This window comes from Phenylobacterium sp. (genome assembly GCF_030645195.1).
Classification (GTDB): Bacteria; Pseudomonadota; Alphaproteobacteria; order Caulobacterales; family Caulobacteraceae; genus Phenylobacterium.
In genome coordinates, this window is the sequence record NZ_JAUSLW010000039.1 from 1 (window position 1) to 23,599 (window position 23,599).

The 23,599-nt window shown below is 69.3% G+C and carries 24 protein-coding genes; 11 read left to right on the forward strand and 13 right to left on the reverse strand.

What is annotated here, in order from left to right; translation table 11 throughout:
- Nucleotides 1-235: 235 nt before the first annotated feature.
- On the reverse strand, nucleotides 236-838 hold the full coding sequence (locus Q7T09_RS03435) for a Crp/Fnr family transcriptional regulator (protein WP_304697628.1): 603 nt from the start codon (nucleotides 836-838) through the stop codon (nucleotides 236-238).
- Nucleotides 839-977: 139 nt separating this feature from the next.
- On the opposite strand from Q7T09_RS03435, the gene Q7T09_RS03440 reads away from it, so the two are divergent.
- Both Q7T09_RS03440 and Q7T09_RS03445 read left to right on the forward strand, forming a co-directional pair.
- Complete coding sequence (locus Q7T09_RS03440; RefSeq protein ID WP_304697631.1) at nucleotides 978-1,814, forward strand: TauD/TfdA family dioxygenase; 837 nt, start codon at nucleotides 978-980, stop codon at nucleotides 1,812-1,814.
- A gap of 133 nt (nucleotides 1,815-1,947) precedes the next feature.
- Nucleotides 1,948-2,502, forward strand: a complete 555-nt coding sequence (locus Q7T09_RS03445) for a lipocalin family protein (protein ID WP_304697633.1) — start codon at nucleotides 1,948-1,950, stop codon at nucleotides 2,500-2,502.
- Between the two features lie 22 nt (nucleotides 2,503-2,524).
- Here Q7T09_RS03445 and Q7T09_RS03450 read toward each other — a convergent pair whose 3' ends face one another.
- From Q7T09_RS03450 to Q7T09_RS03465, 4 genes are all read right to left on the reverse strand, one after another.
- Nucleotides 2,525-4,387 (reverse strand): ABC transporter ATP-binding protein, encoded by a 1,863-nt coding sequence (locus Q7T09_RS03450; protein WP_304697635.1) that lies wholly within the window; start codon nucleotides 4,385-4,387, stop codon nucleotides 2,525-2,527.
- The gene (locus Q7T09_RS03455) at nucleotides 4,384-6,183 is read right to left on the reverse strand and encodes an ABC transporter ATP-binding protein (RefSeq protein ID WP_304697636.1); all 1,800 of its coding nucleotides are present in this window, start codon (nucleotides 6,181-6,183) and stop codon (nucleotides 4,384-4,386) included. The genes Q7T09_RS03450 and Q7T09_RS03455 overlap by 4 nt, the downstream gene beginning before the upstream one ends.
- 225 nt (nucleotides 6,184-6,408) lie before the next feature.
- On the reverse strand, nucleotides 6,409-7,188 hold the full coding sequence (locus Q7T09_RS03460) for a DUF1365 domain-containing protein (protein WP_304697637.1): 780 nt from the start codon (nucleotides 7,186-7,188) through the stop codon (nucleotides 6,409-6,411).
- Between the two features lie 2 nt (nucleotides 7,189-7,190).
- Nucleotides 7,191-8,534, reverse strand: coding sequence for an NAD(P)/FAD-dependent oxidoreductase (locus Q7T09_RS03465; protein WP_304697639.1), 1,344 nt, complete (start codon nucleotides 8,532-8,534; stop codon nucleotides 7,191-7,193).
- A 134-nt stretch (nucleotides 8,535-8,668) separates the two neighbouring features.
- Here Q7T09_RS03465 and Q7T09_RS03470 point away from each other — a divergent pair, with 134 nt between their 5' ends.
- The 4 genes from Q7T09_RS03470 to Q7T09_RS03485 all read left to right on the forward strand — a co-directional run bounded on the left by Q7T09_RS03470 (nucleotide 8,669) and on the right by Q7T09_RS03485 (nucleotide 13,329).
- On the forward strand, nucleotides 8,669-9,694 hold the full coding sequence (locus Q7T09_RS03470) for a cyclopropane-fatty-acyl-phospholipid synthase family protein (protein WP_304697642.1): 1,026 nt from the start codon (nucleotides 8,669-8,671) through the stop codon (nucleotides 9,692-9,694).
- A gap of 11 nt (nucleotides 9,695-9,705) precedes the next feature.
- Nucleotides 9,706-10,110 (forward strand): DUF2177 family protein, encoded by a 405-nt coding sequence (locus Q7T09_RS03475; RefSeq protein WP_304697643.1) that lies wholly within the window; start codon nucleotides 9,706-9,708, stop codon nucleotides 10,108-10,110.
- Between the two features lie 202 nt (nucleotides 10,111-10,312).
- Entirely contained in the window at nucleotides 10,313-11,899 is a 1,587-nt protein-coding gene (locus tag Q7T09_RS03480) for an AMP-binding protein (RefSeq protein WP_304697646.1), read from the forward strand.
- Between the two features lie 266 nt (nucleotides 11,900-12,165).
- Nucleotides 12,166-13,329, forward strand: a complete 1,164-nt coding sequence (locus Q7T09_RS03485; RefSeq protein WP_304697695.1) for a DegT/DnrJ/EryC1/StrS aminotransferase family protein — start codon at nucleotides 12,166-12,168, stop codon at nucleotides 13,327-13,329.
- A gap of 238 nt (nucleotides 13,330-13,567) precedes the next feature.
- Here the strand turns inward: Q7T09_RS03485 and Q7T09_RS03490 are convergent, their stop codons facing one another.
- From Q7T09_RS03490 to Q7T09_RS03520, 7 genes are all read right to left on the reverse strand, one after another.
- The gene (locus Q7T09_RS03490; RefSeq protein ID WP_304697648.1) at nucleotides 13,568-14,458 is read right to left on the reverse strand and encodes a patatin-like phospholipase family protein; all 891 of its coding nucleotides are present in this window, start codon (nucleotides 14,456-14,458) and stop codon (nucleotides 13,568-13,570) included.
- A 209-nt stretch (nucleotides 14,459-14,667) separates the two neighbouring features.
- Entirely contained in the window at nucleotides 14,668-15,522 is an 855-nt protein-coding gene (locus tag Q7T09_RS03495; RefSeq protein ID WP_304697650.1) for a hypothetical protein, read from the reverse strand.
- Between the two features lie 19 nt (nucleotides 15,523-15,541).
- On the reverse strand, nucleotides 15,542-15,997 hold the full coding sequence (locus Q7T09_RS03500; RefSeq protein ID WP_304697652.1) for a DUF1425 domain-containing protein: 456 nt from the start codon (nucleotides 15,995-15,997) through the stop codon (nucleotides 15,542-15,544).
- An 11-nt stretch (nucleotides 15,998-16,008) separates the two neighbouring features.
- Entirely contained in the window at nucleotides 16,009-17,181 is a 1,173-nt protein-coding gene (locus Q7T09_RS03505) for a hypothetical protein (RefSeq protein ID WP_304697653.1), read from the reverse strand.
- 8 nt (nucleotides 17,182-17,189) lie between these two features.
- Nucleotides 17,190-17,828, reverse strand: coding sequence for a hypothetical protein (locus Q7T09_RS03510; RefSeq protein ID WP_304697654.1), 639 nt, complete (start codon nucleotides 17,826-17,828; stop codon nucleotides 17,190-17,192).
- A gap of 4 nt (nucleotides 17,829-17,832) precedes the next feature.
- Nucleotides 17,833-18,351, reverse strand: coding sequence for a hypothetical protein (locus Q7T09_RS03515; RefSeq protein WP_304697657.1), 519 nt, complete (start codon nucleotides 18,349-18,351; stop codon nucleotides 17,833-17,835).
- 315 nt (nucleotides 18,352-18,666) lie between these two features.
- Nucleotides 18,667-19,350, reverse strand: a complete 684-nt coding sequence (locus Q7T09_RS03520) for a VOC family protein (RefSeq protein ID WP_304697658.1) — start codon at nucleotides 19,348-19,350, stop codon at nucleotides 18,667-18,669.
- Nucleotides 19,351-19,446: 96 nt separating this feature from the next.
- Between Q7T09_RS03520 and Q7T09_RS03525 the strand changes: the two genes are divergently transcribed.
- From Q7T09_RS03525 to Q7T09_RS03545, 5 genes are all read left to right on the forward strand, one after another.
- Nucleotides 19,447-20,412 carry a zinc-binding alcohol dehydrogenase family protein gene (locus Q7T09_RS03525; protein ID WP_304697660.1) on the forward strand — a complete coding sequence of 322 codons (966 nt, stop codon included), beginning with the start codon at nucleotides 19,447-19,449 and terminating at the stop codon, nucleotides 20,410-20,412.
- Between the two features lie 197 nt (nucleotides 20,413-20,609).
- Nucleotides 20,610-21,443 carry an alpha/beta fold hydrolase gene (locus Q7T09_RS03530; RefSeq protein ID WP_304697662.1) on the forward strand — a complete coding sequence of 278 codons (834 nt, stop codon included), beginning with the start codon at nucleotides 20,610-20,612 and terminating at the stop codon, nucleotides 21,441-21,443.
- Nucleotides 21,444-21,522: 79 nt separating this feature from the next.
- Complete coding sequence (locus tag Q7T09_RS03535) at nucleotides 21,523-21,873, forward strand: DUF3995 domain-containing protein (RefSeq protein ID WP_304697698.1); 351 nt, start codon at nucleotides 21,523-21,525, stop codon at nucleotides 21,871-21,873.
- 35 nt (nucleotides 21,874-21,908) lie between these two features.
- A complete protein-coding gene (locus Q7T09_RS03540) occupies nucleotides 21,909-22,694 on the forward strand; it encodes an SDR family NAD(P)-dependent oxidoreductase (protein WP_304697664.1) in 786 nt (261 codons plus the stop codon).
- On the forward strand, nucleotides 22,691-23,272 hold the full coding sequence (locus Q7T09_RS03545; protein WP_304697675.1) for a histidine phosphatase family protein: 582 nt from the start codon (nucleotides 22,691-22,693) through the stop codon (nucleotides 23,270-23,272). The genes Q7T09_RS03540 and Q7T09_RS03545 overlap by 4 nt, the downstream gene beginning before the upstream one ends.
- 22 nt (nucleotides 23,273-23,294) lie before the next feature.
- On the opposite strand, the gene Q7T09_RS03550 is transcribed toward Q7T09_RS03545, so the two are convergent.
- Nucleotides 23,295-23,528, reverse strand: a complete 234-nt coding sequence (locus Q7T09_RS03550; protein ID WP_304697677.1) for a hypothetical protein — start codon at nucleotides 23,526-23,528, stop codon at nucleotides 23,295-23,297.
- Between the last annotated feature and the right edge of the window lie 71 nt (nucleotides 23,529-23,599).

Below are 23,599 nucleotides of genomic sequence, written 5' to 3' on the forward strand. Positions count from 1 at the left end.
AATGAATTCACCGCCGACAACTTCGTGTTCATCTGAATCAGCGGCGACACCGGCGCCGGCCACAGGTCCGGCGCCGGAGAGCCCGACGCGACATCGGAGAAACGGGTAGAGGCGAGCCGAGGGCCTCGAGACCCTGACGCGGCCGTTCGTCACGCACCTGTCCCAGGGTCATTTCGAGCGCATGATGACCCGTCGCCCAGGCCTTCCAAACCATCTGGACCGAGGCGGCCGCCGGCTAGCTTTCCGCCACGCGCCGGAGGCCTGGCGCGTCACGCACCTCGATCTGGCCGTAGCCGAGGGTCAGCAGGCCGGCGCGCTGGAAGCCCAGCAGGTAGGCGTTCACGGTCTTGCGGCTGAGGCCCATCATCTCGGCCAGGGCCTGCTGGTTGATGCGCAGGGTGGGGCCTCCGGTGCGGGCCATGACGTCCAGGCGCGCGGCCAGCCGCTGGCGCGGCGGCAGGGCCACGGCCTCGGCGGCGATCATCAGGGCGCCGCGCAGCTGCAGATAGACCAGGGCCGCCACCGCCTGCCACAGCTCCGGCCGCTCCGCCGCGATCCGGGTCAGGGCGTGGTCGGGGACCACCAGCAGCACGCTCGGCTCCACGCAGATCAGGGTCACCAGCCGCGGCCCGCCGCCGAACCTCAGGGTCTGGCCGAGCGCCACGCCGGGACCGGCCTGGCCAAACAGCACCTCGCGGCCGCCGGGCGCCGCGCACATCATCTGCACCGCGCCCTCCACCACCAGGGTGATCCCGGTCTGCTCGTCGCCCTCCGATTGGGCCCAGGCGCCGGTGGGCAGTTGGACGATCCGGCCATGGGTCAGGAGGGCCTCGATCATCGGCGGCCCATGCCCCTGCAACCAGACGGACCGGGTCAACAGTTCGGCGGCGCGCTCGCGGGGACTCATTCCAAATTGTAACCCTGGTGACAAACTCCGCCAAGCCGCCGGCCTAGGCTCTCCTCAACAGGAGCCCGCCATGACCACCACCCTCGACCTCTCGATCCGCCCCACCGAAGGCTGCGGCGCCCTGGTTCAGGGTGTCGACTTGAACCGGGCCACCGACGCCGAGATCGACCTGATCCGCGCCACCGTCTTCGACCGCGGCGTCGCCTTCATCCACGACCAGCAGATGACGCCGGAGCAGCAGATCGCCTTCGCCCGGCGTCTCGCCCCCATCGTGGTCAACCGCTACTTCCCCAAGACCGAGCGCTATCCGGAGATCGCCAAGGTCGAGAAGACCCCCGAGCAGCAGACCAACATCGGCGGCGGCTGGCACACCGACCACAGCTACGACCTGGCGCCCGCCATGGGTTCGGTGCTGCTGGCCGTCGAGACCCCGCCCACCGGCGGCGACACCCTGTTCGCTGACATGTACGCCGCCTATGACGCCCTCTCCGATGGCCTCAAGGCGACACTGGCGACGCTCAAGGCCCACCACGCCTCGGAGCACGTCTTCGGGAAGACCAGCGTCTACGCCATGACCGACCGCGCCGACCTGGCCGGCAATACCGACGTGCCCGAGGCGATCCACCCTGTGGTCATCACCCATCCGGGCAGCGGCAAGAAGGTGCTCTACGTCAATCCAGCCTTCACCACCGGCATCGTCGGCTGGAGCCGCGAGGAGAGCATGGCCCTGCTGGGCTACCTCTACCAGCACGCCGTCAAGCCGCAGTTCGTCCACCGCTTCCAGTGGGCCAAGGGGTCGATGGCCATCTGGGACAACCGCTGCACCTGGCACCAGGCGATGAACGACTATCCCGGCCAGTACCGCCTGATGCACCGCATCACCCTGGACGGTGGGCCGCTGAGCTAGGCGCCCCAGGAGACGCATGGCGAGCATTCGTCAGACGTCTCAAGGGAGCGCTGCGCGCGCCTCGCCCGCGCACCGCATCCGCCGGCGCCCGGCCTGCGTAGACTCAACTCCAGCCTCATTGGAGTTCCCCGAGATGCGCACGACCCTGATGGGCCTCATGGCGGTATCGGCCCTAATGGCCTTCGGCGCGCCAGCCCTGGCCCAGAGCCGCCCGACCACGCCGCCCACGGCGGGGCCGCTGAACCCCGACACGTTTTATCGCGGCACCTGGTACGAGCAGGCGCGCACCCCCACCAGCCTCACGCGCGGCTGCGAGTACGCCACCACCGAGCATGGCCGCGACACTCAGGGCCGGATCACGGTGCGCGACGCCTGCCGGCAGGACGGACCCCAGGGCCGCGAGCGGGCCCTGTCAGGAATCGGCACGATCCGCGACCCCGGCCAGAATGCGGTGCTGGACGTCCGCTACCGCTTTGGCCCGTTCCGCCCGTCGCGCGAGTATCGGGTGATCGCCGCCGGGGCGCAGGGCGAGTGGTTCGTCTCGTCGGAGCCCAAGTTCGACAAGGTCTATGTCTTCACTCGGGCCGTCGCCCCGCCTCGGTCCGAGGTCGAGGCCCTGATCGGCCGCGTGCGCGACCTGGGCTATGGCGGCGAGATCGAGGTCCTGGCCACGCCGGGGCGCGACTGACTCTCTGGCGGAACAGGCCGCCTCACGTCCGCGTCGCGAACTCGGAGTCGCCCGTCGTCGCCACCACCTGGTCATCGAAGGAGGCGTGCGCCGAGGTGTAGAGGTGCGAGTACAGCCCGCCGGTCTTCATCAGGACGTCGTGGCTGCCCTGCTCCAGGATGCGGCCCTGCTGCAGCACCACGATGCGGTCGGCGTCGCGGATGGTGGCCAGGCGGTGGGCGATGACCATGCAGGTGCGGCCGGCGAACAGCACCTTGAGCGCCTTCTGGATCGCCTGCTCGGTGAAGGAGTCGATATTGGCCGTGGCCTCGTCGAGGATCAGGATCTGCGGGTTGGCCACCAGGGCGCGGGCGAAGCTGATGAGCTGGCGCTGGCCCATGGAGATGTTGCGGCCCCGCTGCCCAAGCTGGGTGTCGTAGCCGTCCGGCAGCCGCATGATGAAGTCGTGGGCGCTGACCGACTTGGCCGCCGCGATCACGTCGTCCTTGGTGGCGCTCAGCGTGTTGTAGCGGATGTTCTGCTCGATGGTGCCGGTGAACAGGAAGGGCTCCTGCAGCACCATGCCGATATTGGCGCCCAGCGAATCCAGGGTCACGTCGCGCACGTCGTGGCCGCCCACCAGGACCTGGCCCTGGTCGACCTCGTAGAAGCGGTGGGCCAGCGCGATGATGCTGGTCTTGCCCGAGCCCGTGGGACCGACCAGGGCGACGACCTCCTTGGGCCGCACCATCAGGCTGATGTCGTGCAGGATGGGGCGCTTGGGATCGTAGCCGAAGGTCACGTTCCTGAACTCGACCGTGGCCGGAACGTCCTTCAGCACGATGGCGTCCGGCTTGTCGGCTATGGTCACCGGCACGTCGATCACCTCGAAGATCCGGTGCCCGGCGGCCATGGCCCGCTGCATGATGGTGTACTGCATGGACAGCATCCGCACCGGCTCGAAGAACCGCTGCACATAGAGGATGAAGGTCACCATCACCCCGACGTTCAGCGTCCCGCCCAGCACCGCATTGCCGCCGACGACGATGACGATGGCCATGGCGAAGCCGGTGAGCACGTCCACCGTGGGGACCATGATCTGGGTCATCCAGGAGGCGTGGACCTGGGCGGTGAAGTTCTCCTGGGCCTTCTCCTTGAAGAGCTCGAAGTTCAGCGCCTCGCGGCGGCTCTCCTGCACGGTGCGGATGCCGTTGATGTTCTCGGCCAGGGCCGAGTTGGCGGTCGAGGAGGCGTCGCGGGCCACCCGGAAGCTCTTCTTGGAGAAGGGCAGCCAGACCGCGCGGATGGCGATCAGGGCCGGCAGCACGGCCAGCGTCAGCAGGCCGAGCTTGAGGTCGGTGGTGAGCAGCACCACGGTGATGCCCACCAGCATGACGAAGTCGCCCAGCGCCCCGTTCATGTTCTCCAGGAACTCCTGGAGAGCGTTCACGTCCCCCTGCAGCCGGGCCATGATCCGGCCGACATGGGTCTTGTCCATGAAGGACAGGGAGACGTCCTGGAAGTGGGCGAACATCTTGCGGCGGATGTCGAAGATCACCCGCTGGGCCAGGCGCGAGGACAGCCACTCGCCGGTGAAGAAGCAGGCCGCATAGGCGCAGGCCACGAGGGCGAAGATCACCAGGGTCCTGTCGAGCCGCGCCCCGTCATGGGCGACGGCGGCGTTGATGGCCTGGCCGATCATCGCCGGCACCGCCACCTGGGTGGCGGCCGAGGCCAGCACCGCCACCTGGGCGATCACCAGGGAGCGCTTGTGCGGCGCCAGGAAGGCCAGGAAGCGCCGGGCGATGTTGACGTCGAAGGTCCCGAAGATGTCGTCGCCCTCGGAGGTCCCGAGGGAGGCGCGGGGCGCCTTGCGGGGCGCTGCGCCGGCGGTGGTCTCGGTCACGCTTGCACCTCTTCCAACGGGGCGTCGTCCAGGGTCGCCGCGGCGTCGGAGCGCGACTGCAACTCATAGAGGTCGGCATAGACCCCGCCGGCCTTCAGCAGCTGCGCGTGGTTTCCCCGCTCCACCACCACCCCGTCGTCCAGCACGATGATCTGGTCGGCGTGCATCAGGGACGACAGCCGGTGGGCGATGATGATGGTGGCCTTGGTCCGCGTGGCCTCGGCCAGCGCGTCGCGCACGCGGCGCTCGGTCACCGCATCGATGGCGGCCGTGGAGTCGTCGAAGATCATGATCCCCGGCCCCGGCACCACCCCGCGGGCGATGCTCATCCGCTGGCGTTGGCCGCCGGACAGGGCCACGCCCCGCTCCCCCACCCGGGTCTCGTAATCGGCGGGCAGGCCGATGATGTGCTCGTGGATCTGGGCGGTCTTGGCGGCGCCGACGATGCGGTCTTCCTCCGCCCAGGGATCGGCATAGGCGACGTTGTGGCCGATGGACGAGTCGAACAGGAAGGCCTCCTGCTGCACCAGGCCGACATATTCCCGCAGGGAGGCCAGGGTCACGTCGCGGATGTCGACCCCGTCGATGGTGATGGCCCCGCCGGTGACGTCGTAGAAGCGGGGGATCAGGTTGGCGATGGTGGACTTGCCCGAACCCGGCGGGCCGACGATGCCCAGGGTCTGGCCGGGGCCGACCTCGAAGTCGATGCCGGTGAGGACCTGCTTGCCGGGGACATAGCCGAAGTCGACGCTCTCGAACCGCAGCACGCCCTGGGTGGGGGCAAGCGGCTTGGCGCCCGGCGCATCGGCGATCTCGGGTTCAAGGTCCAGCACCTCGAACAGGCGGGCGCCCGAGGAGGTGGCCCGGGCCGCGGCGTTGAAGATCATGGCGATCTGCCGGATCGGCCCCTGCAGCAGGGTCATGTAGGTGAGGTAGGCCGTCAGGGTCCCGACGCTCATCGTCCCGGCCGCCACCTTGTGGCCGCCGTACCAGAGGACGCCGGCCATGGAGGCGTTGAAGGTCACCTGCATCACCGCCACCGCCCGGAAGCGCAGGGTGATGCGGTTGTAGGAATAGGCGAGCGCGTCCACCGAGGCGCGGTCGAACTTGGCCATCTCGAAGGCCTTGCCGGCGAAGGCGCGGACCACCCGTATGCCCTGGAGGTTCTCCTCCATGGTGAGCGTCAGCTGGGCCATCAGTTCCTGGAAGCGCAGCCAGGTCACCCGCAGCAGGAAACCCATCCGCCCCAGGGCGGCGGCGGAGAAGGGCACGAAGGCCAGGCCGATCAGGCCGAGGGTCAGGTCGATCGCCAGCATCTGCCAGGCGGCGAAGCCCAGCAGCAGGAAGAGAGTCAGGAGCGGCATCAGCCCGCCCTGGATGAAGACCCGCGCCCCCTCCAGGTCCAGCATGCCCCGGGTGATCAGATCGCCCGAGTGGATCTTGTCGTGGAAGCCGAAGGACAGGCGCTGGAGCTGCTGGAAGAATTGCAGCCTCAGGTCGTGGCCGACCTTCTGGCTCACCAGTTCCCCCAGATAGCCCGACCACATGGTCATGGCGCCGCGCACGATGGTGACGCCGATCACCAGGGCCGCGGAGAGGAGCAGGGCCTTCTGGGTCTGGTCGGCGTGGGCGGCGCCCAGGGTCAGGAGACTGTGGGCCTGGTCCACGGCCAGGCCCAGCAGGCGCGGCAGGGCGAGGCTGGCCAGGGCCGCGCCCAGGGAGCACAGCATGGCCAGCGCCACCAGCCAGGGGTAGTTGAACGCCAGGACCACGATCCGCTGCAATACGCGGGGCATGGTCTTCACATCGACTTGGATTGGCTCGGAGTCAGCCGAGGCCGCACCCCGCCGGGAGGGGTGGGAATCACTCATCTCAAATTTCCATCGTCTTGTATGAAAACATTCTGAGGCGCCGGTTCCGGGCGCGCCAGGGCTGTTTTCACGCCAGGGTCGAATAGGCGGGGATCATTGCGCTGATGTTTCGGCGCCCAAACTTGGCGCGCCCACCTTGCAGTTGGTGGCTCAGGCCGCGCTGACCCGCGACGCCGGGACCACGGTCACCGGGCGGCTCGGCGCCGTGGGCCGGGGCCGCAATTTCTCACCCTTCAGCCAGATCTTCAGCCCCTCCCAGTGGATGGCCGACATGATCCCGAGGGTCATCAAGGGGTGGGTGAGCCAGGCCCTCCAGATCGCCGCGTCGGTGAGCTCCACTCGGGCGCCGGCGAAGGTGGCGGCCAGCAGCAGGCCCTGGGCGTCGTGGACGTCCACGGTGACGGCGACCCGCTCGCCGGGGGGCTGGATGCGGAAGGCGTAGGCCAGGTCCATGTCCATGAAGGGCGAGACGTAGAAGGCCTTGTCGGCGGCCTGTTCGATCAGGCCCTGCCCCTGGGCCGGGATCAGGTAGCTGTGGCGTTCGCCGAAGGTGTTGCGCACTTCGTAGAGCATGGCCGACAGCGCCCCGTCGGGGCCGTGGCAGAAATAGACGCTCAGGGGATTGAACACCCCGCCCAGGATGCGCGGCATGCAGAGCAGGCGCACCGGACCGCCGGTGGGCCGGCCGGCAGCCCGAAGCTGGCCTTCCACCTGGGCCTTCAGGGTGACCGCCTCGCCGTCCAGGTGGTCGGTCTCCGAGAAGCTGGTGAGGCGCGGGCGGTCCTGGCCGAACAGCTTCAGGGCGCGGTCGAGGGCCGGCAGTTCGTCCAGGTCCAGCAGCAGCATGAAGATGCGGTAGCGCAGCCGGTGCGCCCGCGGGCGCAGCCGTGCATGGGTGACGATCCCGGGATAGAGGCCCGAGGCGAACATGGTCAGGCGGCCTGCTCGGCCGGGACCGGGAGCGCGGCGTTCAGGCAGATGCGGCCGGACTCGTCCTCCACCGTCCAGGGCCGGCGCGCGCCGCCCAGGGCCTCGGCCACCGCCAGGCCCGACTGCAGGGCGTCCTCGTGGAAGCCGTGACCGAAATAGGAGCCGCAGAACCAGGTCCGCCGGGCGCCCTGCAGGGACCAGATCTCCCGCTGGGCGGCGATGGCGCCGGCGTCGAACAGCGGGTGTTCGTAGACGTCGGTATGGACCACCGCCTCGGGCGCGATGGCCTTGGTGGGGTTGAGGGTGACGAACAGGTCGGGCGCGTTCCTCAGGCTCTGCAGCCGGGTCATCCAGTAGGTGACGCAGCCCTCACCGGGGGCGGCGCGGCGGCCGATGTGGTTCCAGCTGGTCCAGGCGCCGCGGCGCCTGGGCATGAGACCCACGTCGGTGTGCAGGACCGCCAGGTTGCGGCTGTACTTGAAGGCGCCGAGCAGCCGCTGTTCCTGCGGCGTGGCGTCCTCCAGCAGGCGCAGGGCGTGGTCGCCGTGGGTGGCGATCACCACCTGGTCGAAGCGCTCGGCGTGGCCGGTGGAGTCCCGCAGCTCCACCCCTTGCGCGTCGCGGCGGATGGAGACCACGCGGACGCCGGTGCGGACCTCGCCGGCGAAGGCCTGCGTGAGGCGGGCGACATAGCTGCGGCTGCCGCCGGTGACGGTGCGCCAGGCGCCGCGACCGAAGATCCTCATCATGCCGTGGTTCTGGAAGAAGCGGATCAGGGACGCGGCCGGATAGTCGCGGATGGCGGCCAGCGGGGTGGACCAGATGGCCGCGGCCTGGGGGATCAGGTGGTCGTCGCGGAAGGCCTGGCAGTAGCCCTTCTCCACCAGATAGTCGTCGAGCGAGGTGAGCGGCGCCTCCAGGGCGGCCAGGTCCCTGGGGCCCTGGCGGTAGAAGCGGGCGACGTCGCGCAGCATGCCCCAGAACCGGGCGCTGAACAGGTTGCGCTTCTGGGCGAAGATCGCGCCGCTGGAATATTCGAAGGCCCCGTCGTCCAGGGAGACGCTCAGCGCCATGTCGGCGGCCTGGCTCTTCACCCCCAGGTGCGCCAGCAGGGCGGTGAAGTTGGGGTAGTTGCCCTCGTTATAGACGATGAAGCCGGTGTCGACGGGAACCGGGCCCTTGGGGCCGATGGCCTCGACGGTGTTGGCGTGGCCCCCCAGCCGGCCGTCGGCCTCGAACACCGTGACCTGGTGGCGCTCCCCCAGCAGCCAGGCGGCGGAGAGTCCGGCGATGCCGCCGCCGACGACGGCGATGCGGAGCGGCTTGTGGGTGGTGTCGGGCGTCACGGGACCTCCTGGAGCGAAGCTGGTGGAGGTACGCAAAGCCGTCCGCCGCGGATGCAAAGGCCGCATCCGCGACCAGGCCGCGTCCGTAACGATCCTGGAGGCTTCCTTCTCCGAGCCAGCAGAGGTCCGTCGCCATGAGCCTTGTCGCCACCACCATCCAGGCCTTCGAGGGCGCGCCCCTGCCCGACCTCCTGCGCCGTGCGGCGGTGGACCTCCTAGTGTCCAACGCCCGCCGTCAGTTAAAGGGCGCGCCGGCCGACGCGCAGGCCCTATTCGCCCGGGAGATGGCGCAGCGGCCCATCGCCGAGCACACGGCGGCGGCCAACGGCCAGCACTACGAGCTGCCCGCCGCCTTCTTCGAGGCGGTGCTGGGCCCGCAGTTGAAATATTCCTGCTGCCTCTATGAGAGGGCGACCAGCCTGGAGGCGGCTGAGGAGCTGGCGCTCGCCGAGACCGCCGCCCACGCCGACCTGAGGGACGGCCAGCAGATTCTGGAGCTGGGCTGCGGCTGGGGGTCGCTCTCCCTATGGATGGCGCGAAACCTGCCGGGCGCGCGGATCACCAGCGTGTCCAATTCGAAGAGCCAAGGTGAGTTCATCCGCGGGCGGGCCGCCGCCCAGGGGCTCACCAACCTGACGGTCATCACCGCCGACATGAACGACTTCCAGGCCCAGGACGGCGCCTTCGACCGCATCGTCTCGGTGGAGATGTTCGAGCACATGGCCAACTGGCGGGCCTTGCTCACCGAGGCCAGGACCTGGCTGAAGCCGGACGGGGCGATGTTCGTCCACGTCTTCACCCACAGCTCCACCCCCTACCGCTTCGACGTCAATGACGAAGCCGACTGGATCGGCCAGCATTTCTTCACCGGCGGGGTGATGCCCAGCCACGATCTGATGCGGGAGTTCCCCGACCTGTTCGCCGTGGAGGCTGACTGGCGCTGGAGCGGGACCCACTACGAGAAGACCGCCAACCAGTGGCTGGCCAACTACGATCGCAACGCCGCGGTGATCGCTCCGGTGCTGCGGACGGTCTATGGCGACCAGGCGGTGCTTTGGCGGCGGCGCTGGCGGCTGTTCTTCCTGGCCACGGCGGGCCTGTTCGGCCACCGAGGCGGCGGCGAATGGGGCGTCAGCCACTATCGTCTTCGACCGGCCTGAGGGCCCCCGACATGCTGAAATACGTCATCGCCTATCTGGGGACCGGCCTGGTCTTCGCCGCCGTCGACGCCGTCTGGCTGACCTTCAGCAACGCGCGGCTCTACCGACCCACCCTCGACCCGGTCCTGGCCGAGGAGGTGAACCTCAAGGCCGCGGCGGTCTTCTACCTGGTCTACATCCTGGGGGTCATGGCGCTCGCGGTCTCGCCGGCCACCTCCTGGACCAAGGCCATGACCAACGGCGCCATGGTGGGCGCCCTGGCCTACGCCACCTATGACCTCACCAACCAGGCGACCCTGAAGGTCTGGGCCACCAGGATCACCGTGGCCGACATCGCCTGGGGGACCTTCGTCACCAGCCTGGCCGCCACCGCCGGCTATTTCGTCCTGCGCTGGGCGCGGGCCCGGTTCGGCTAGGCGCGCACATCCGGCCAGCGTCCGGATTTCCGGGGCGTTGTCGGGGGCGGCAAGCCGTGTGATGGTGGGTTTCCGGAACGGCACGGTCACACGCGGGCATATTGCGCCCGCAGTCACCGACAAGACGCCGCCCCGGGACCTACAAAATTGATTGCACCGCGTGAACGCCGCAGCCGGCCACCGGGCGACGGGAGGAATTTGAATGCAGGAATTTAAGACGCGAGAAGACTTTACCGCGGCTCTGGATGAATCGGCCAACCACGGCATGACCGTGGCCTTCTGGGCCGATCAGGCGCCGGACCGCACCGCGGTGGTGGACCCCTCGGGGCGCACCAAGACCTTCGCCGAGGTCAACGCCAACGCCAACAAGCTGGTGCGCGCCCTGCGCAAGGCGGGGCTGAAGGCCGGCGACAGCCTGGCCCTGCTCTGCTCCAACCGCGCCGAGTTCATCGAGACCCTGGCGGCCACCCAGCGCAGCGGCCTGCGCATCACCCCGGTGAACTGGCACCTGACGGTCGACGAGATCGCCTACATCATCAAGGATTGCGAGGCCAAGGCCCTGGTGGCCGAGGCCCGCGTGGCCGCCGCCGCCCCGGCGGCCGCCGAATGCCCGGACCTGGCGATCAAGCTGTCGGTGGGTGGCGATATCGAGGGCTTCCTCAACTACGACGCGACCCTGGCGGCCGAGGACGGCTCGGACATTCCCGACCCGGTCCGCGGCGGCCAGATGATGTACACCTCCGGCACCACCGGCCGGCCCAAGGGCGTGCACCGCGCCAACGCCCCGGTGATCCCGCCCAGCATGCTGGCCATGCGCGGCTACGATCCGGAGACCTCGGTGCAGATGTGCGCCGGACCGGCCTATCACGCCGCGCCCCTGGCCTTCGACGTCAACGCCTCGATGAACGCCGGGATTCCGCTGCACTTCATCGACAAGTGGGATTCCGAGCACGTCCTGAAGACCATCTCGGAGAAGAAGGTCACCCACTTCCACCTGGTTCCGATCATGTTCCAGCGGCTGCTGGCCCTGCCGCCGGAGATCAAGGCCAACTACCCCATCGAGCACGTGCAATACATCGTCCACGGCGCGGCCCCCTGCCCGCCGGAGGTCAAGCACGCCATGATCGAGTGGTTCGGGCCGATCCTCAGCGAATACTATGCCGGCTCCGAGGGGGGGGCGGGCTTCACCATCACCGCCGACGAGTGGCTGAAGAAGCCCGGCAGCGTCGGCAAGCGCCCGCAGATGCTGCAGGTCCGCATCCTCGACGAGGAAGGCAACGAGCTGCCCCCCGGCGTGCCCGGCGGCATCTATCACCAGCTCCCGCCCGGCGGCGGCTTCACCTATTATAAGGACGAAGCCAAGACCAACGCCAACCGGCGCGACGGCTTCTTCACCATGGGCGACGTCGGCTATTTCGACGAGGACGACTATCTGTTCCTCACCGGCCGCAACGCTGAGACCATCATCTCCGGCGGAGTGAACATCTATCCGCAGGAAATCGACAACGAGCTGATCAAGCACCCGGCCGTGGCCGACAGCGCCACCGTCGGCATCCCGCACGACGAGTGGGGCGAACAGGTCCGGGCCGTGATCCTGCTCAAGCCCGGCTACGAGCCCTCCGACAAGCTGGCCCAGGAGATCCTGGACTTTGGCCGCCAGACGCTCGCGGCTTACAAGGTGCCGCGCGGCCTGGACTTCGTCACCGAGCTGCCCCGCTCCGAGGCCGGCAAGATCCAGCGCAACAAGGTCCGCGCCCCCTATTGGGAAGGCCGCGCCCGGCAGATCTAGGGGATCGTAGATGCTCCCCTCCTGGGGGAGCTGTCAGCAAAGCTGACTGAGGGGGACTTTGACTCTGGCTTTTGGGGTCGAAGGTGTCGCCTACGGCGATCCCCCTCCGTCACCCGCCTTTGGCGGTCGCCACCTCCCCCACATCGCGCTGCGCGCTGGGGGAGGATCTGGCCCTCCTCGCAATTTTTCGAAAACAAGCGTGTTTGGCTTGGCTAGACTCGCCGTGTCATGAAGCGCGCCGCTTCGTGACCCGGGACTTCAACGCCATGCCCATTCCGTTCATCGACCTCCAGGCCCAGCGGGCGCGCCTCGGCCAGCCGCTGGAGGACGCCATCCTGAAGGTGGTGCGCTCGGGCGCCTACATCATGGGCCCGGAGATCGCCGAGGTGGAAAAGCAGCTTGGCGCGTTCGGCCAGGCGCCCTTCGTGCTGTCCTGCGGCTCGGGCACCGAGGCGATCCAGCTGCCGCTGATGGCCTGGGAGATCGGCCCCGGTGACGCGGTCTTCTGCCCCTCCTTCACCTTCGCGGCCACCGCCGAGGTCATGCCCCTGGTGGGCGCCTCGCCGGTCTTCGTCGACGTCCTGGAGGACACCTACAACCTGGACGCCGCCAAGCTCGACGCCGCCATCGAGGCGGTGAAGGCCGAGGGAAAGCTCACCCCACGCGCCGTCATCGCCGTCGACCTGTTCGGTCAGCCGGCCGACTATCCGGCCATCTCGGCGGTCGCGAAGAAGCATGGCCTGAAGCTGATCGCCGACTCCGCGCAAGGCTTCGGCTGCACCCTGAACGGCCAGCACCCGATCCACTGGGCCGACGTCACCACCACAAGCTTCTTCCCGGCCAAGCCGCTCGGCTGTTACGGCGACGGTGGGGCGGTGCTGTGCAAGGACGAGCGGCTGCACGACCTGCTGGTCTCCCTGCGGGTCCACGGCCAGGCGGTGAAGTCCGACATCGCCGGCAAGACCTTCGACCACGACCCCAAGTACCTGAACATGCGCATCGGCATGAACAGCCGCATGGACACCATCCAGGCCGCGGTGCTGCTGCAGAAGCTGACCATCTTCGAGGACGAGATCGCCGCCCGCAACGTCGTCGCCGACCGCTATGCGGCGGGTCTGAATGACGTGGTGCGCGTCCCCAAGGTGATCGAGGGCGGGGTGAGCGTCTGGGCCCAGTACACCATCGAGACCGACGATCGCGATGGCCTCGTGGCCCACCTGAAGGCGTCGGACGTGCCCAGCGCCGTCTACTACCCGATCCCGATCCACCGGCAGGAGATCTATTCCCGCTACCCCGCCCCCGGCGGCCTGCCGGTGACGGACGCGGCGGCGAAGAAGGTCATGAGCCTGCCCATGCACCCCTATCTGACGGCCGACCACCAGGACCAGGTGATCGCCGCCATCCGAGCCTTCGTGAAGCGGAACGGGTGACGGGAGTCCTTCTTCCCTTGCGGCGTCGCGCTCCCTCTTAGAACTATAACCCCGTCATCCCGGGCGACCCGTAGGGGAGACCCGGGACCCAGGTGACGGGGCTGGGCTCCTGGGTCCCGGCTCTCCGCTTCGCTACGGCCGGGATGACGAGTGGATTTGCTGGATAGGATTTTCGACCTCTCATCCGACCCTGCTCCGCAGGGCCACCTTCTCCCGCAAGGGGAGAAGGATTCTGAGGCTACCCCACCCAGGCCGCCTTCAACGCCGCCGCCTGCGCCAACCCCTGCGCCAGGCCGGCCCGGGCCGCGTCGGCGCGTCTGCGGAAGTCCATCAGGTTGAGGCCCATGGCCGCCTGGCTGCCGTCATCGGGACCGATCAACACCACCTTGGCGCCGCCGGCGCGCAGGACGTCGAGTTCGGCCTCCACCCGGGCGGCGGTGGCCTGCGCCGCCGCGCCGGCGTTGGCGCCGCCGCGCACCTGGATCACCACCACCAGGCCATGGCCCACGGCCTGGTCGGCGTTGATGGTCGAGCGCATGCCGCCGTCGATATAGCGGCGGCCCTGGAGGGTCACCGGCGGATAGACCCCGGGCACGCTGCAGGAGGAGGCCACCGCCCGGGTGACCCCGACGCCCGACGCCTTGGTCCACATCTGGAATTCGCCGGTCAACGCGTCCACCGCCGTACAGGCGAAGCCGCGCTCGGGCCAGGCATCCTCCGGCAGGCCCGCGAAGGACCGCCCGAAGCTCTGGAGGAAGGTCGCCTCGTCGGAGGTCTTGGCCGCCAGCGCAAAGGCGCCGATCTCGGCGCGGACCTCCTGGGGATCGCGGACGCCGCCCTGCGCCTCGGCCATCATCTTCACCAGGACCGAAAGGTCGGCGCCCGGCGCGCGGGCCTCGCCGGGCGGACGCGGGGCCGGCGGCGGCTCGGCCAGGATGGGATCGGCCAGGCTGGCGGCGTCCGCCCCCAGGGCCAGGCGCGCGCCCACGAAGGAGCCCGCCGAGGTGCCCAGGATGAAGTCGGCCCGCCCCAGGTCGACCCCGCCCTGGGCGAGGCCCGCGATCAGGCCCGATTCCCAGGCTATGCCCACCGGCCCGCCCCCGCCCAGCACCAAGGCCCGCATCGTCATGATCGTCTCTTCCCGGCTGCGTCTTCGTTGCGGCCAGGATCGGCCAGGCGGCGGGCCTTGTCCACGAAAGCGACAGGCGCGGCCGCCGGGGGGTGGCCGCGCCTGTCTGGAGATCCGGCCGGTAACTCCCCCAAGCCCAGCCGTTCCGCCCTCCCGGAGGAGGACGACGGGCCATCTCCAGGCCCTTTCCGCGCGCCAGAGCGAGCGCGCTAGCGGAGCTTGGTCATGGTGTCGTAGGCCACCTGGGCGCCGATCAGCTGCGGGGTCTGGCGGCTCGCGGCCGCGCGCTTCTCGAAGCCCGCGCCGTTGGTGGCCACCCACTTGGCCTCGCCCCTGGGCGGATTTCCCGAGGTGGTGAACTGGGCCCGCACCGTGGAGGTGGGCAGGTGGGTGACCTTCACCGTGAAGGTGACGCCGGTGGGCGAGGTGACGTCGTCGTCGGGCAGGACCTCGATCAGGTACTGGACGCCCTGACCCAGGGCCAAGGTCTCCAGGTACTGGATGTCCAGCCGGTCCTCGCGGCTCTGCTTGGCCGAGACCTTGCGGATCACCGCCTCGCGGTCGACGATCTTCGCGCCCGCCGAGAGGAAGGTGTTGAGGATCGAGGTCTCCACCCCGCGCGAGAAGTTGGTGTCTCGGAAGCCGTAGCCGCTGTCCGTCACACGCTCCTGGTACTGACGGCTCTCGCTGGCGCTGGCCGCGGCCCCCATCGAGGCGCTCGCCCCCCAGCCCCGGCCCCGCACCGCGGCGGCCTCGCCCATCGCCACCGCGGACGAACGGCTGGTCTGGACATTGTCGTACTGGCTGCTGGCGTCCTCGATCAGCTGGCGGTTCCAGAACAGCAGCATCGAGGGCCGGCCGGCCGAGGCGTACCAGCGGGCGAAGGCGCTGGAGGAGGCATAGTTGCCGGCGTCCGGATTGACCCCCGGCTGCGGGGCGTTCACCTCGGGCATGCCCTCGCGATAGGTCACCGCCGGCGCCTGCGGCCGGTAGGTCTGGGCGAGCGCCGGGCCGGCGGCCAGCAGGGCCGCCAGCGCCGGGGCGAGAAGCTTCAAAGCGGTCATCGAACCCTCCTGTCTGGCCCTATTGGGCGCCGCGGATTTCCACGTAGTACTGGGCCGAGTTCAGCCGCGCGGAGCTCTGCTCGAAGGTGACCATGGCGTTGGGCTGGACGAAGAGGGAGGTCCAGGACTGGGCGCCGTCGGTGGGGACGCCCGAGGCGTCGTACCAGCTGGCGCGGGCCTGCAACGGCAGGGCGACGTTGGTCTTGTTGCGGATCTGGACGGTGATCTTCTTGAAGCCGGTCGGGCCGGTGGAGACATAGGCGCCCTCGGTGTCCAACAGGCTGTCGACCTTGAACTTGGCGCCGACGTACTTGGCGAGCGTGTTGTCGATCACCCGCACCGAGTTCAGCTCAGGCCGGATGTTGTTCTGCTGGTCGATGCGGACTCCACCCTCGGGCGGGGTGGTCTCACAAGCGGACAGGCCGAGGGCGGCGGTGGCGGCGACGAGGGTCAGGGTCTTGCGAAGCGTGATCATCGAAAAGTCTCCTAGTGGGCGCGCACGAGGCACAGCTGTTTGCGGTTGGCGTCGGTGGCGCAGGCGATGGGCTTGTCGGCGCCCTCCACCGGGACGCCGGCCTTCAGGAAGTGGGCGCTGAGGGGCATGGGCCGGCCGCCGGAGGCGAGCGTCAGGACATGGATGGTGTCGGGCAGGGAGCTCCAGGTGCGCACGTCGGCCTGGGGCTTGGAGTTGGAGGAGACGATCAGGAACACCCCCGACAGCACGCCCACGGCGGCCACCGCGTCGCCGTACTGGCCGTTGGCGCTGAAGGCGGCGTTGTTGGAGGAGAGCGCCACGGTGGTGTCGGCCAGGAAGGAGCCCACCCCGCCGGTGGTCGCCTTGAACTGGGCTTTGCCGGCCAGGATCTTGTCGATCTCCCGGCCGCCGCGGGTGGAGGCCTGGTAGAAGATGTCCTCCATCGGATAGGCCTGGATGGGGGCGGCCCCATTCATCACCTGGACCTGGTTCTCGGCGATGGGCTTGCCGCGCCGGTAGACGAAGAACGCGTGGCTCGCCCCGTCTCCCAGCTTGCGCGGGGCCAGGCCGGTCTCGGCCAGGACCAGGGTGTCGTCCTTCTCGCCGATGCCGCCGTATGTGGGACGCAGCTTCTTGAGCTGGACCATGGTCTCGTCGCGCAGGTCGGTGTCGCCGTTCAGGTGGCTGGCCCAGGCGTCGAGGAACAGCAGCAGGGCGAAGTCGGACCGATTCTGGTCCTCCTCGGCGAAGGCGTCCTGCATCAGGCCCCGGCGGAAGGCGGCCCGGGCGTTCTCGTAGTCGGCGTCGTGCAGATAGATCAGGCCGCGGTACAGGAAGGCCATGGCCCGTTCGTAGGGCTCGCCCTTGAAGTCCTTCGAGCCCTCGTCGTACCAGAGCTTGCGGGCCTTGGCGGCGTTGGCGTTGTCGGAGAACACCGAGTCGATGCGCAGGATCGCGTCGTCGAGCGCCGGCCTGGCGGTGGCGTAGTCGGCGCGCCAGAAGGCGCGGGCGCCGATCTCCATCTGGTTCAGCACCCGGTTGCCCGGAAGGTCGGCGGCCAGGCGGCCGACGAAGGCCTCCGGCCCCGCCTCATAGGGTACGGGCGGCGGGGGCGGCGGCGCGGCGGCCTGGGCCGCGCTGGCGGCGGCCAGCAGCAGCGCGCCGGCAAGGACTGCGGGTTTCATCGTCGGGCCTAGCGGTAGACGACGTCGTCGCGGTTCTCTTTCTTGAACTCGTACAGGTTCGACCAGATGATCTCGCCGTACTCCATGTCGAGCAGCTCGAAGGTGTACTGGCTGAACCGCGAGGTCGTGCCCGTGCGGGTGTCGATGGCGTCCCGGGTGCCGATGCGGCCCACCAGCCGGTAGTCGGCGCCGGCCTGGGCCCGGGTGCGGCCCGTGGTGCCGACATCCACCTTGCCGGCGTCCTTCAGGGCGCGCTCCTCCTCCACCGCCCCGGCGTATTCGCGGCCGATGAAGCGCATGCGGCCGCCGGCGGCGCGCAGCAGGTTGACCCGGATGCGGTCGGTGATCAGGGCCTTGTCGATGATCTCCGAGCTCTCGTTCCGGAAGTATTTCGGGTCGACGATGATCCGTGGCGGGGTCGGCCGGTTCATCAGCTCAGGCACGTTCAGCAGGTCGCGGAACATGGCGTCGGCCATGGAGACGATGTCCTGGCTCTCCGTGCCGATGCCCTTGACCCCGTCGGAGGTGGTGGTGTCGCGATAGACCGTGGCCGAGCCCTGGGGCTTCAGCTTGGGGGCGGCGACAGCGGGAGCCGCGGCGACGCCGAGGGCGGCCGCCAGGCCGATGAGCGGAAGGTGGATACGCATGGTCTTACTTGCCGACCGAGGCGGTCTGCAGGGCCGGCAGGTAGGCCGTCTGGAACTCGGGATAGATCGCGTAGGTGGCGTCCAGGATCTTCTGGTACTCGGGGTTGGCGGAGTAGTTGACGTACATGTAGAGGGCCATGTCGTTGAGGGAATTGAACGACAGGTCGGTGGACGAGCGCAGGAATTCCTCGCCGCCGATGGCCTTCAGCGCGATGCCCCGGCCCATGGCCGCGCCCGCCTTCTTGCCCAGGAAGCCGCCCACGAAGGGCACCTGCTCCAAGGCCGTCTGGCCGGCGTAGTTGCCCGCCATCGAGCCGATCTGGCCGGCGGCCTTGACCTGCATGGACTTGGTCACCCAGCCGGCGGTGACGCCGTCGGAGGTGAAGGGCGAGGCGTACCTGCCGGCCGAGCCCTCGATGGGCGCCGGCGCGGTGAGCGCGCTCGGCGCGGCGATCTGGGGCGTCCCCCAGGCGGTCAGCATCAGAGCCCCGGCGACGACGACGGGAATATGGATCTTCTTCATGTTGGCAGGCCCCCCAGCCTCAAGGATCTTACGGGTTGATGTCCGGCCCGCCGGCGGAAGCTCTCTGCGGTCCCGGGGATGCGCCCGGTGTTCCGCATTCCGTCGAAGGGCCGCCCCCGCAGACGGCCAGGGTCGTGTCAGCCCGGGCCGCGACGCCGGGATCGGCGGCGGGCGCGGGCGCGCGGGAAGCGGTGATGACAGGACGCATGGTCGACCCTTGGGGGTAGGTCTTTGGTGTTCGCCCGCCCTGTCTGACCGCTGGCCTGCGCCCCCGCATGATCCAAATGGACTATGAGCCGCCGATAGGCGGCGGCCTCAGTGCGCCGCGAGGCTTCCGACGATGGAGGCGCGCTGGGAGATCTCGATCCAGTTGCCGTCCGGATCGCGCACCATGGAGATCCGCGCCGTGGTCCCCAGTGTGGTGGGGGGCATGGCCTCGCGGCCGCCCTTGGCCAGGATGGCGGCGTGCGCCTCGTCGACCTTGAAGACCTGGAAGGTGATGTAGCGCCAGCCCTTGCCGGCCATGCCGGCGTCGGAGGGCGCGTCGGGGCTCTGCTCCAGGATCAGCAGGGTCTCGCCCGCCCGGAACGCGCCGGGCGCCTCCTCGGTCAGGCCCAGCCCTTCCCTGTAGAATTTGCAGTGGGCGGCCAGGTCGCGGACGGCCAGGCGGACGCCGATCTGGGTGACGCCCCCGAGGCCCGGCGGAACCAGGGTCACGCGATTGCCATCGGGGTCGGTGAGGGTCCTGGGCGCCGCCAGCCCGGGTCTCGCGACGATCAGTTCGCGATAGCCGCTGGGGGCCGCATCCGGCAGCGGATCTGCGTGATGGTTGATCTTCAGCACCGAGCCCAGGGCGTCGTGGCGGTGCTGGTCCTGGCCGCGGCGGATCCTCAGCAGATGGTCGAAGGGAATGCTCGCCTCGCCCTGCCAGAAGGCCAGCATGGGCTCCAGATCGTTGGTGGACAGACCGATGTCGACCCGAGGTTTCGCCAGTTCCATGTGTCCGCTTCCGCCTTTAGATTTCCTCGCCTTGTCTCATCAGCGAGGGCGTGAGACCTAAGTCAAACATTTGTTTTAAGTCATTAGGAGCGACCCATGAAGGCTGCGGTCTATTACGAGAACGGCGGACCCGAAGTCCTGAAGTACGAGGACCTGCCCGACCCGACCTGCCACCCCAAGGGCGTGATCATCGCCGTCGAGGCCATCGCCATCGAGGGCGGCGACACCCTCAGCCGCTGGCGCGGGCCGCTCGCCACCAAGCCCCACGTGGTGGGCTACCAGGCCGCCGGGACCATCGTCGAGGTCGGCCCCGAGGTCGAGCATCTGAAGGTCGGCCAGCGGGTCGCCACCGTGATGAACTACGGCAGCCACGCCTCCATGCGCGCCGTGGCCGCCCGCAACTGCTGGCTCGTCCCCGACGGCTACGACATCAAGAAGGCCGCCGCCATTCCGGTCACCTTCGGCACCGCCGACGACTGCCTGTTCGAGTTCGGCCGCATGAAGAAGGGCGAGACCGTCCTGATCCAGGCCGGCGCCTCGGGGGTCGGCGTGGCCGCCATCCAGCTGGCCAAGCGGGCCGGCGCGGGCCTGATCCTGGCCACCGCCTCCTCCGACGAGCGCCTGGAAAAGCTCAAGCGCCTGGGTCTCGACCACGGCATCAACTACACCCGCGACGACGTGGTGAAGGAAGCCCGCCGCCTGACCGACAACAAGGGCGTGGACGTCATCGTCGACTCGGTCGGCGGCCCCACCCTGCAGGGCTCCATCAATGCTCTGGCCTATCGCGGCCGGGTCTCCATGGTCGGCGCCGCAGGCCGGGAGCCCATGGTGGTGGACGTCGGCTCGCTGATGGGCGGCAACCGCTCGCTGTCGGGGGTCTTCCTCGGCGCCGAGATCTCCACCGACCGCGTGCACGACAACATCCAGAAGCTGATCAACGACGCCGCCAAGGGCGAGCTGGAGGTGGTGATCGACCGGGTCTTCCCGCTGTCGGAAGCCGCCGCGGCGCATGCCTATATCGAAAGCCGCGCCGCCGTCGGCCGCGTGGTGATGGTGCCGTAAACAACTCCAACATCGTCATCCTCGCCCCTGTGGCGAGGACCCCTCTCACGGCTGCGTTGAGATCGTCATCGCAGCCGTGGCGCGGCCGCTTCACCTCGCAAGACTTGAGTGACGGCTGGAGGGGTCCTAGGCACAAGGCCTAGGATGACGAGCGTGGGGGACGCCTCCACCGAAAGCTCACCCACGGGGAGAGAAACATGCCCAAGGCCCGCAACGGCGACGTCGCGATCGAGTACGAGGTGTTCGGCGAAGGCCCGGAGACCATCCTGCTGATCAACGGCCTGGGCTCGCAGATGACCCGCTGGCCGGAGGCCTTCTGCGCCAAGCTGGCCGCCAAGGGCTATCGCGCCGTCCGATTCGACAACCGCGACACCGGCCTTTCCACCTGGTTCGAGCCGGGCCAGGCCTACACGCTCTCCGACATGGCCGCCGACGCCATGGCGGTGCTCGACGCGGTCGGGGCGGCCAAGGCCCATGTGGCCGGGGTCTCCATGGGCGGCATGATCGGTCAGGTGGCCGCCATCGAGCACCCGGACCGCACCCTGTCGCTGACCTCCATCATGTCGGCCACCGGCGGGCCCGGAACCATGGACTCCACCCCGGCCGCCGCCGCGGTGCTCTCGACCCCGCCGCCCAATCCGCAGGCCGACTTCGAGGCCTTCGTCGCCCACGGGGTCAACAACGCGCTCACCATCGGCAGCCCCGGCTATCCCTGGCCGCAGGGCGCCCTGCGCGCGCGGGTGATCGCCGAGCATGGCCGGGCCTTCAATCCCACCGGATCGGCCCGTCAGATGGCCGCCATCCGCGCCTATGGCGACCGCACCGAGCGCCTGAAGACCCTCAGGCTCCCCACCATCGTCCTGCACGGCGCCGACGATCCCCTGGTGCCTCTGGCAGGGGGCCAGGCCACGGCCGCGGCGATTCCGGGCTCGGAGCTGCGGGTGATCGCCAGCATGGGCCACGACCTGCCGCCGGCCCTGTTCGACATCGTCGCCGACGCCATCCTGGACGCGGCGGAGCGGGCCAAATGACCAACCCGGTGGCGTTCAGCCTGGCGGCCGTGCTGATCGCCATCAGCCTGCTGCATTTCGCCTGGGCGGCCGGCGTCTACTGGCCGGGCAAGGACCCGCTCTCGCTGTCGGACAAGGTGATGGGAGCGGCGCCGGGCGCGAGCCTGCCGCCCGCCTGGTCACCGCGCTCGTGGCCTGCGCCATCCTGGTCGGCGCGCTCACGGTCCTGATGTTCAGCGTCGAGGCCTGGGACGGGCCCTGGCGGCCGGCCTTCGCCCTGGCCTATGTCGCCATGACCTTCGTGTTCCTGGCCCGTGGGCTCGCCGGCTACATCCCGGCCCTCTGGCGCCGGACCCGGACCACGAGCTTCTATCGGCTGAACCGCCTCTACTATTCGCCGCTCTGCCTGCTGATCGCGGCCGGGCTGGTGGTCAACTTCATCCTCGGCTGACCGCCGGGACCCAGATTCAGAGAAGAGGAAATCCCATGGGACGTCTTTCCGGCAAGAGCGCCATCATCACCGGCGCGGGTTCCGGCATCGGCCGCGCGGCCTCGGTCCTGTTCGCCCAGGAGGGCGCCAACCTGGTGATCGCCGACAAGATGGACACCGTCCAGGAGACCGCCAAGCTGGTCGAGGGGGCCGGCGGCAAGGTGGTCGCCCTCACCGGCGACGCGGGCGAGGAAGCCTTCGTGGCCAGCCTGACAGCCAAGGCGGTCTCCGAATATGGCGGCCTCGACGTGGCCTGGGCGAACGCCGGCATCTCCGGCGGCTGGACCGCCTTCGACGACCAGGACGCCGCCTTCTGGGCCGAGATCCTGCGGGTCAACCTGATCGGCGCCTTCCTGCTGGTGAAGCACGCCAGCCGGGTGATGATTCCCAAGGCCAAGGGCTCGATCATCTGCACCGCCTCGGTGGCCGGCATCCGGTCGGGCGCCGGCGGGTCGCCCTATTCGGCCTCCAAGGCGGGCGTCATCAACCTGGCCCAGACCGCGGCCAACGAGTTCTATGGGACCGGGGTGCGGGTCAACGCCATCTGCCCCGGCCTGATCGAGACCGGCATGACCCAGCCGATCTTCGACGGCGCCCGGGCCCGCGGCAACGAGGACAAGATCGGCCAGCTCAACCCGCTGACCCGCGGCGGCGTGCCCATCGAGATCGCCAACGCCGCCCTGTTCCTGGCCAGCGACGAAGCCTCCTATGTCAACGGCCAGGCCATCGCCGTCGACGGCGGGCTCTCCTCCTCCCACCCCGTCGTGCGCCGCAAGCGTTGATCTACCTGGCGCGCCACGGCCAGACCGAATGGAACCTGGCGCGCCGGTACCAGGGCGGATCGGATTCCCCCCTCACCGAGCTTGGCCAGACCCAGGCCCGGCGGACGGGCGAGTTGCTGACCCGCCTGGTCCCCGACCCTGCCGGGTGGCGCATGGTCGCCAGCCCCCTAGGCAGGGCCCATCACACCGCGCTCATCATCGCCCAGACCATGGGCTGGGCCTTGGCGCCCGAACTCGACGCCCGGCTGGCGGAGGTCAGCATGGGGTCGTGGGAGGGGCTGTCCCTGGATGAGTTGGAGGCGCGCAGGCCCATAGACCTACCCTATCCCGAGCGCTACTTCGGGGCCCCGGGCGGCGAAAGCTTCGAGGGCGTGCTGGCGCGGCTGTCGGACTGGCTGACCTCAGTGGACGAGACGCAGAACATCATCCTGGTCTCCCACGGCCTGTCGGGCCGCATCCTGCGGGGGCTCTATGGCGGCCTGCCCCGCGAGGCCATGCTGACCCCGCCCACGCCGCAGGACGCCATCTACCGCCTGTCGGACGGCGAGGTGGCGCAGATCGACTGCGAGCCGGCCTGAGGCCTCGGCGGTTGGGCGGCCCTTAGCGCGCGGGCTGGACCCGCCGCAGAATGACCCCGCCGTCACTGGCGTCATCGAGCTGGCGCAGCAGGACCATGACGCCAACGCCCACCAAGGCGCCCAGGACGAAGGACCCGAACATGGCGCCGGAGGCCGCCACCGGGCCCAATCCATTCCGAGGATGCTCCTTGCCGTAGATTAGGGAACCGTCCCAGGCCTCGGCATAGTCGCTCATCGGCTCGTACTGGTCTCTCATGCCACTCAAACCCTTCGAAATCGGGGAGGTTCCTCCCCCGCTGGCCTTCCTCGCCCCTGGGCGCTAGAAGC

Excerpts from the sequence above, each read along its gene's own strand:
- Q7T09_RS03505 (WP_304697653.1), bottom strand. The coding sequence starts at position 17,181 with ATGAAACCCGCAGTCCTTGCCGGCGCGCTGCTGCTGGCCGCCGCCAGC.
- Q7T09_RS03440 (WP_304697631.1), top strand. The coding sequence starts at position 978 with ATGACCACCACCCTCGACCTCTCGATCCGCCCCACCGAAGGCTGCGGC.
- Q7T09_RS03530 (WP_304697662.1), top strand. The coding sequence starts at position 20,610 with ATGCCCAAGGCCCGCAACGGCGACGTCGCGATCGAGTACGAGGTGTTC.
- Q7T09_RS03470 (WP_304697642.1), top strand. The coding sequence starts at position 8,669 with ATGAGCCTTGTCGCCACCACCATCCAGGCCTTCGAGGGCGCGCCCCTG.
- Q7T09_RS03525 (WP_304697660.1), top strand. The coding sequence starts at position 19,447 with ATGAAGGCTGCGGTCTATTACGAGAACGGCGGACCCGAAGTCCTGAAG.
- Q7T09_RS03510 (WP_304697654.1), bottom strand. The coding sequence starts at position 17,828 with ATGCGTATCCACCTTCCGCTCATCGGCCTGGCGGCCGCCCTCGGCGTC.
- Q7T09_RS03495 (WP_304697650.1), bottom strand. The coding sequence starts at position 15,522 with ATGACCGCTTTGAAGCTTCTCGCCCCGGCGCTGGCGGCCCTGCTGGCC.
- Q7T09_RS03475 (WP_304697643.1), top strand. The coding sequence starts at position 9,706 with ATGCTGAAATACGTCATCGCCTATCTGGGGACCGGCCTGGTCTTCGCC.
- Q7T09_RS03445 (WP_304697633.1), top strand. The coding sequence starts at position 1,948 with ATGCGCACGACCCTGATGGGCCTCATGGCGGTATCGGCCCTAATGGCC.
- Q7T09_RS03550 (WP_304697677.1), bottom strand. The coding sequence starts at position 23,528 with ATGAGAGACCAGTACGAGCCGATGAGCGACTATGCCGAGGCCTGGGAC.
- Q7T09_RS03435 (WP_304697628.1), bottom strand. The coding sequence starts at position 838 with ATGATCGAGGCCCTCCTGACCCATGGCCGGATCGTCCAACTGCCCACC.
- Q7T09_RS03515 (WP_304697657.1), bottom strand. The coding sequence starts at position 18,351 with ATGAAGAAGATCCATATTCCCGTCGTCGTCGCCGGGGCTCTGATGCTG.
- Q7T09_RS03455 (WP_304697636.1), bottom strand. The coding sequence starts at position 6,183 with ATGCCCCGCGTATTGCAGCGGATCGTGGTCCTGGCGTTCAACTACCCC.
- Q7T09_RS03500 (WP_304697652.1), bottom strand. The coding sequence starts at position 15,997 with ATGATCACGCTTCGCAAGACCCTGACCCTCGTCGCCGCCACCGCCGCC.
- Q7T09_RS03485 (WP_304697695.1), top strand. The coding sequence starts at position 12,166 with ATGCCCATTCCGTTCATCGACCTCCAGGCCCAGCGGGCGCGCCTCGGC.
- Q7T09_RS03520 (WP_304697658.1), bottom strand. The coding sequence starts at position 19,350 with ATGGAACTGGCGAAACCTCGGGTCGACATCGGTCTGTCCACCAACGAT.
- Q7T09_RS03480 (WP_304697646.1), top strand. The coding sequence starts at position 10,313 with ATGCAGGAATTTAAGACGCGAGAAGACTTTACCGCGGCTCTGGATGAA.
- Q7T09_RS03490 (WP_304697648.1), bottom strand. The coding sequence starts at position 14,458 with ATGACGATGCGGGCCTTGGTGCTGGGCGGGGGCGGGCCGGTGGGCATA.
- Q7T09_RS03540 (WP_304697664.1), top strand. The coding sequence starts at position 21,909 with ATGGGACGTCTTTCCGGCAAGAGCGCCATCATCACCGGCGCGGGTTCC.
- Q7T09_RS03460 (WP_304697637.1), bottom strand. The coding sequence starts at position 7,188 with ATGTTCGCCTCGGGCCTCTATCCCGGGATCGTCACCCATGCACGGCTG.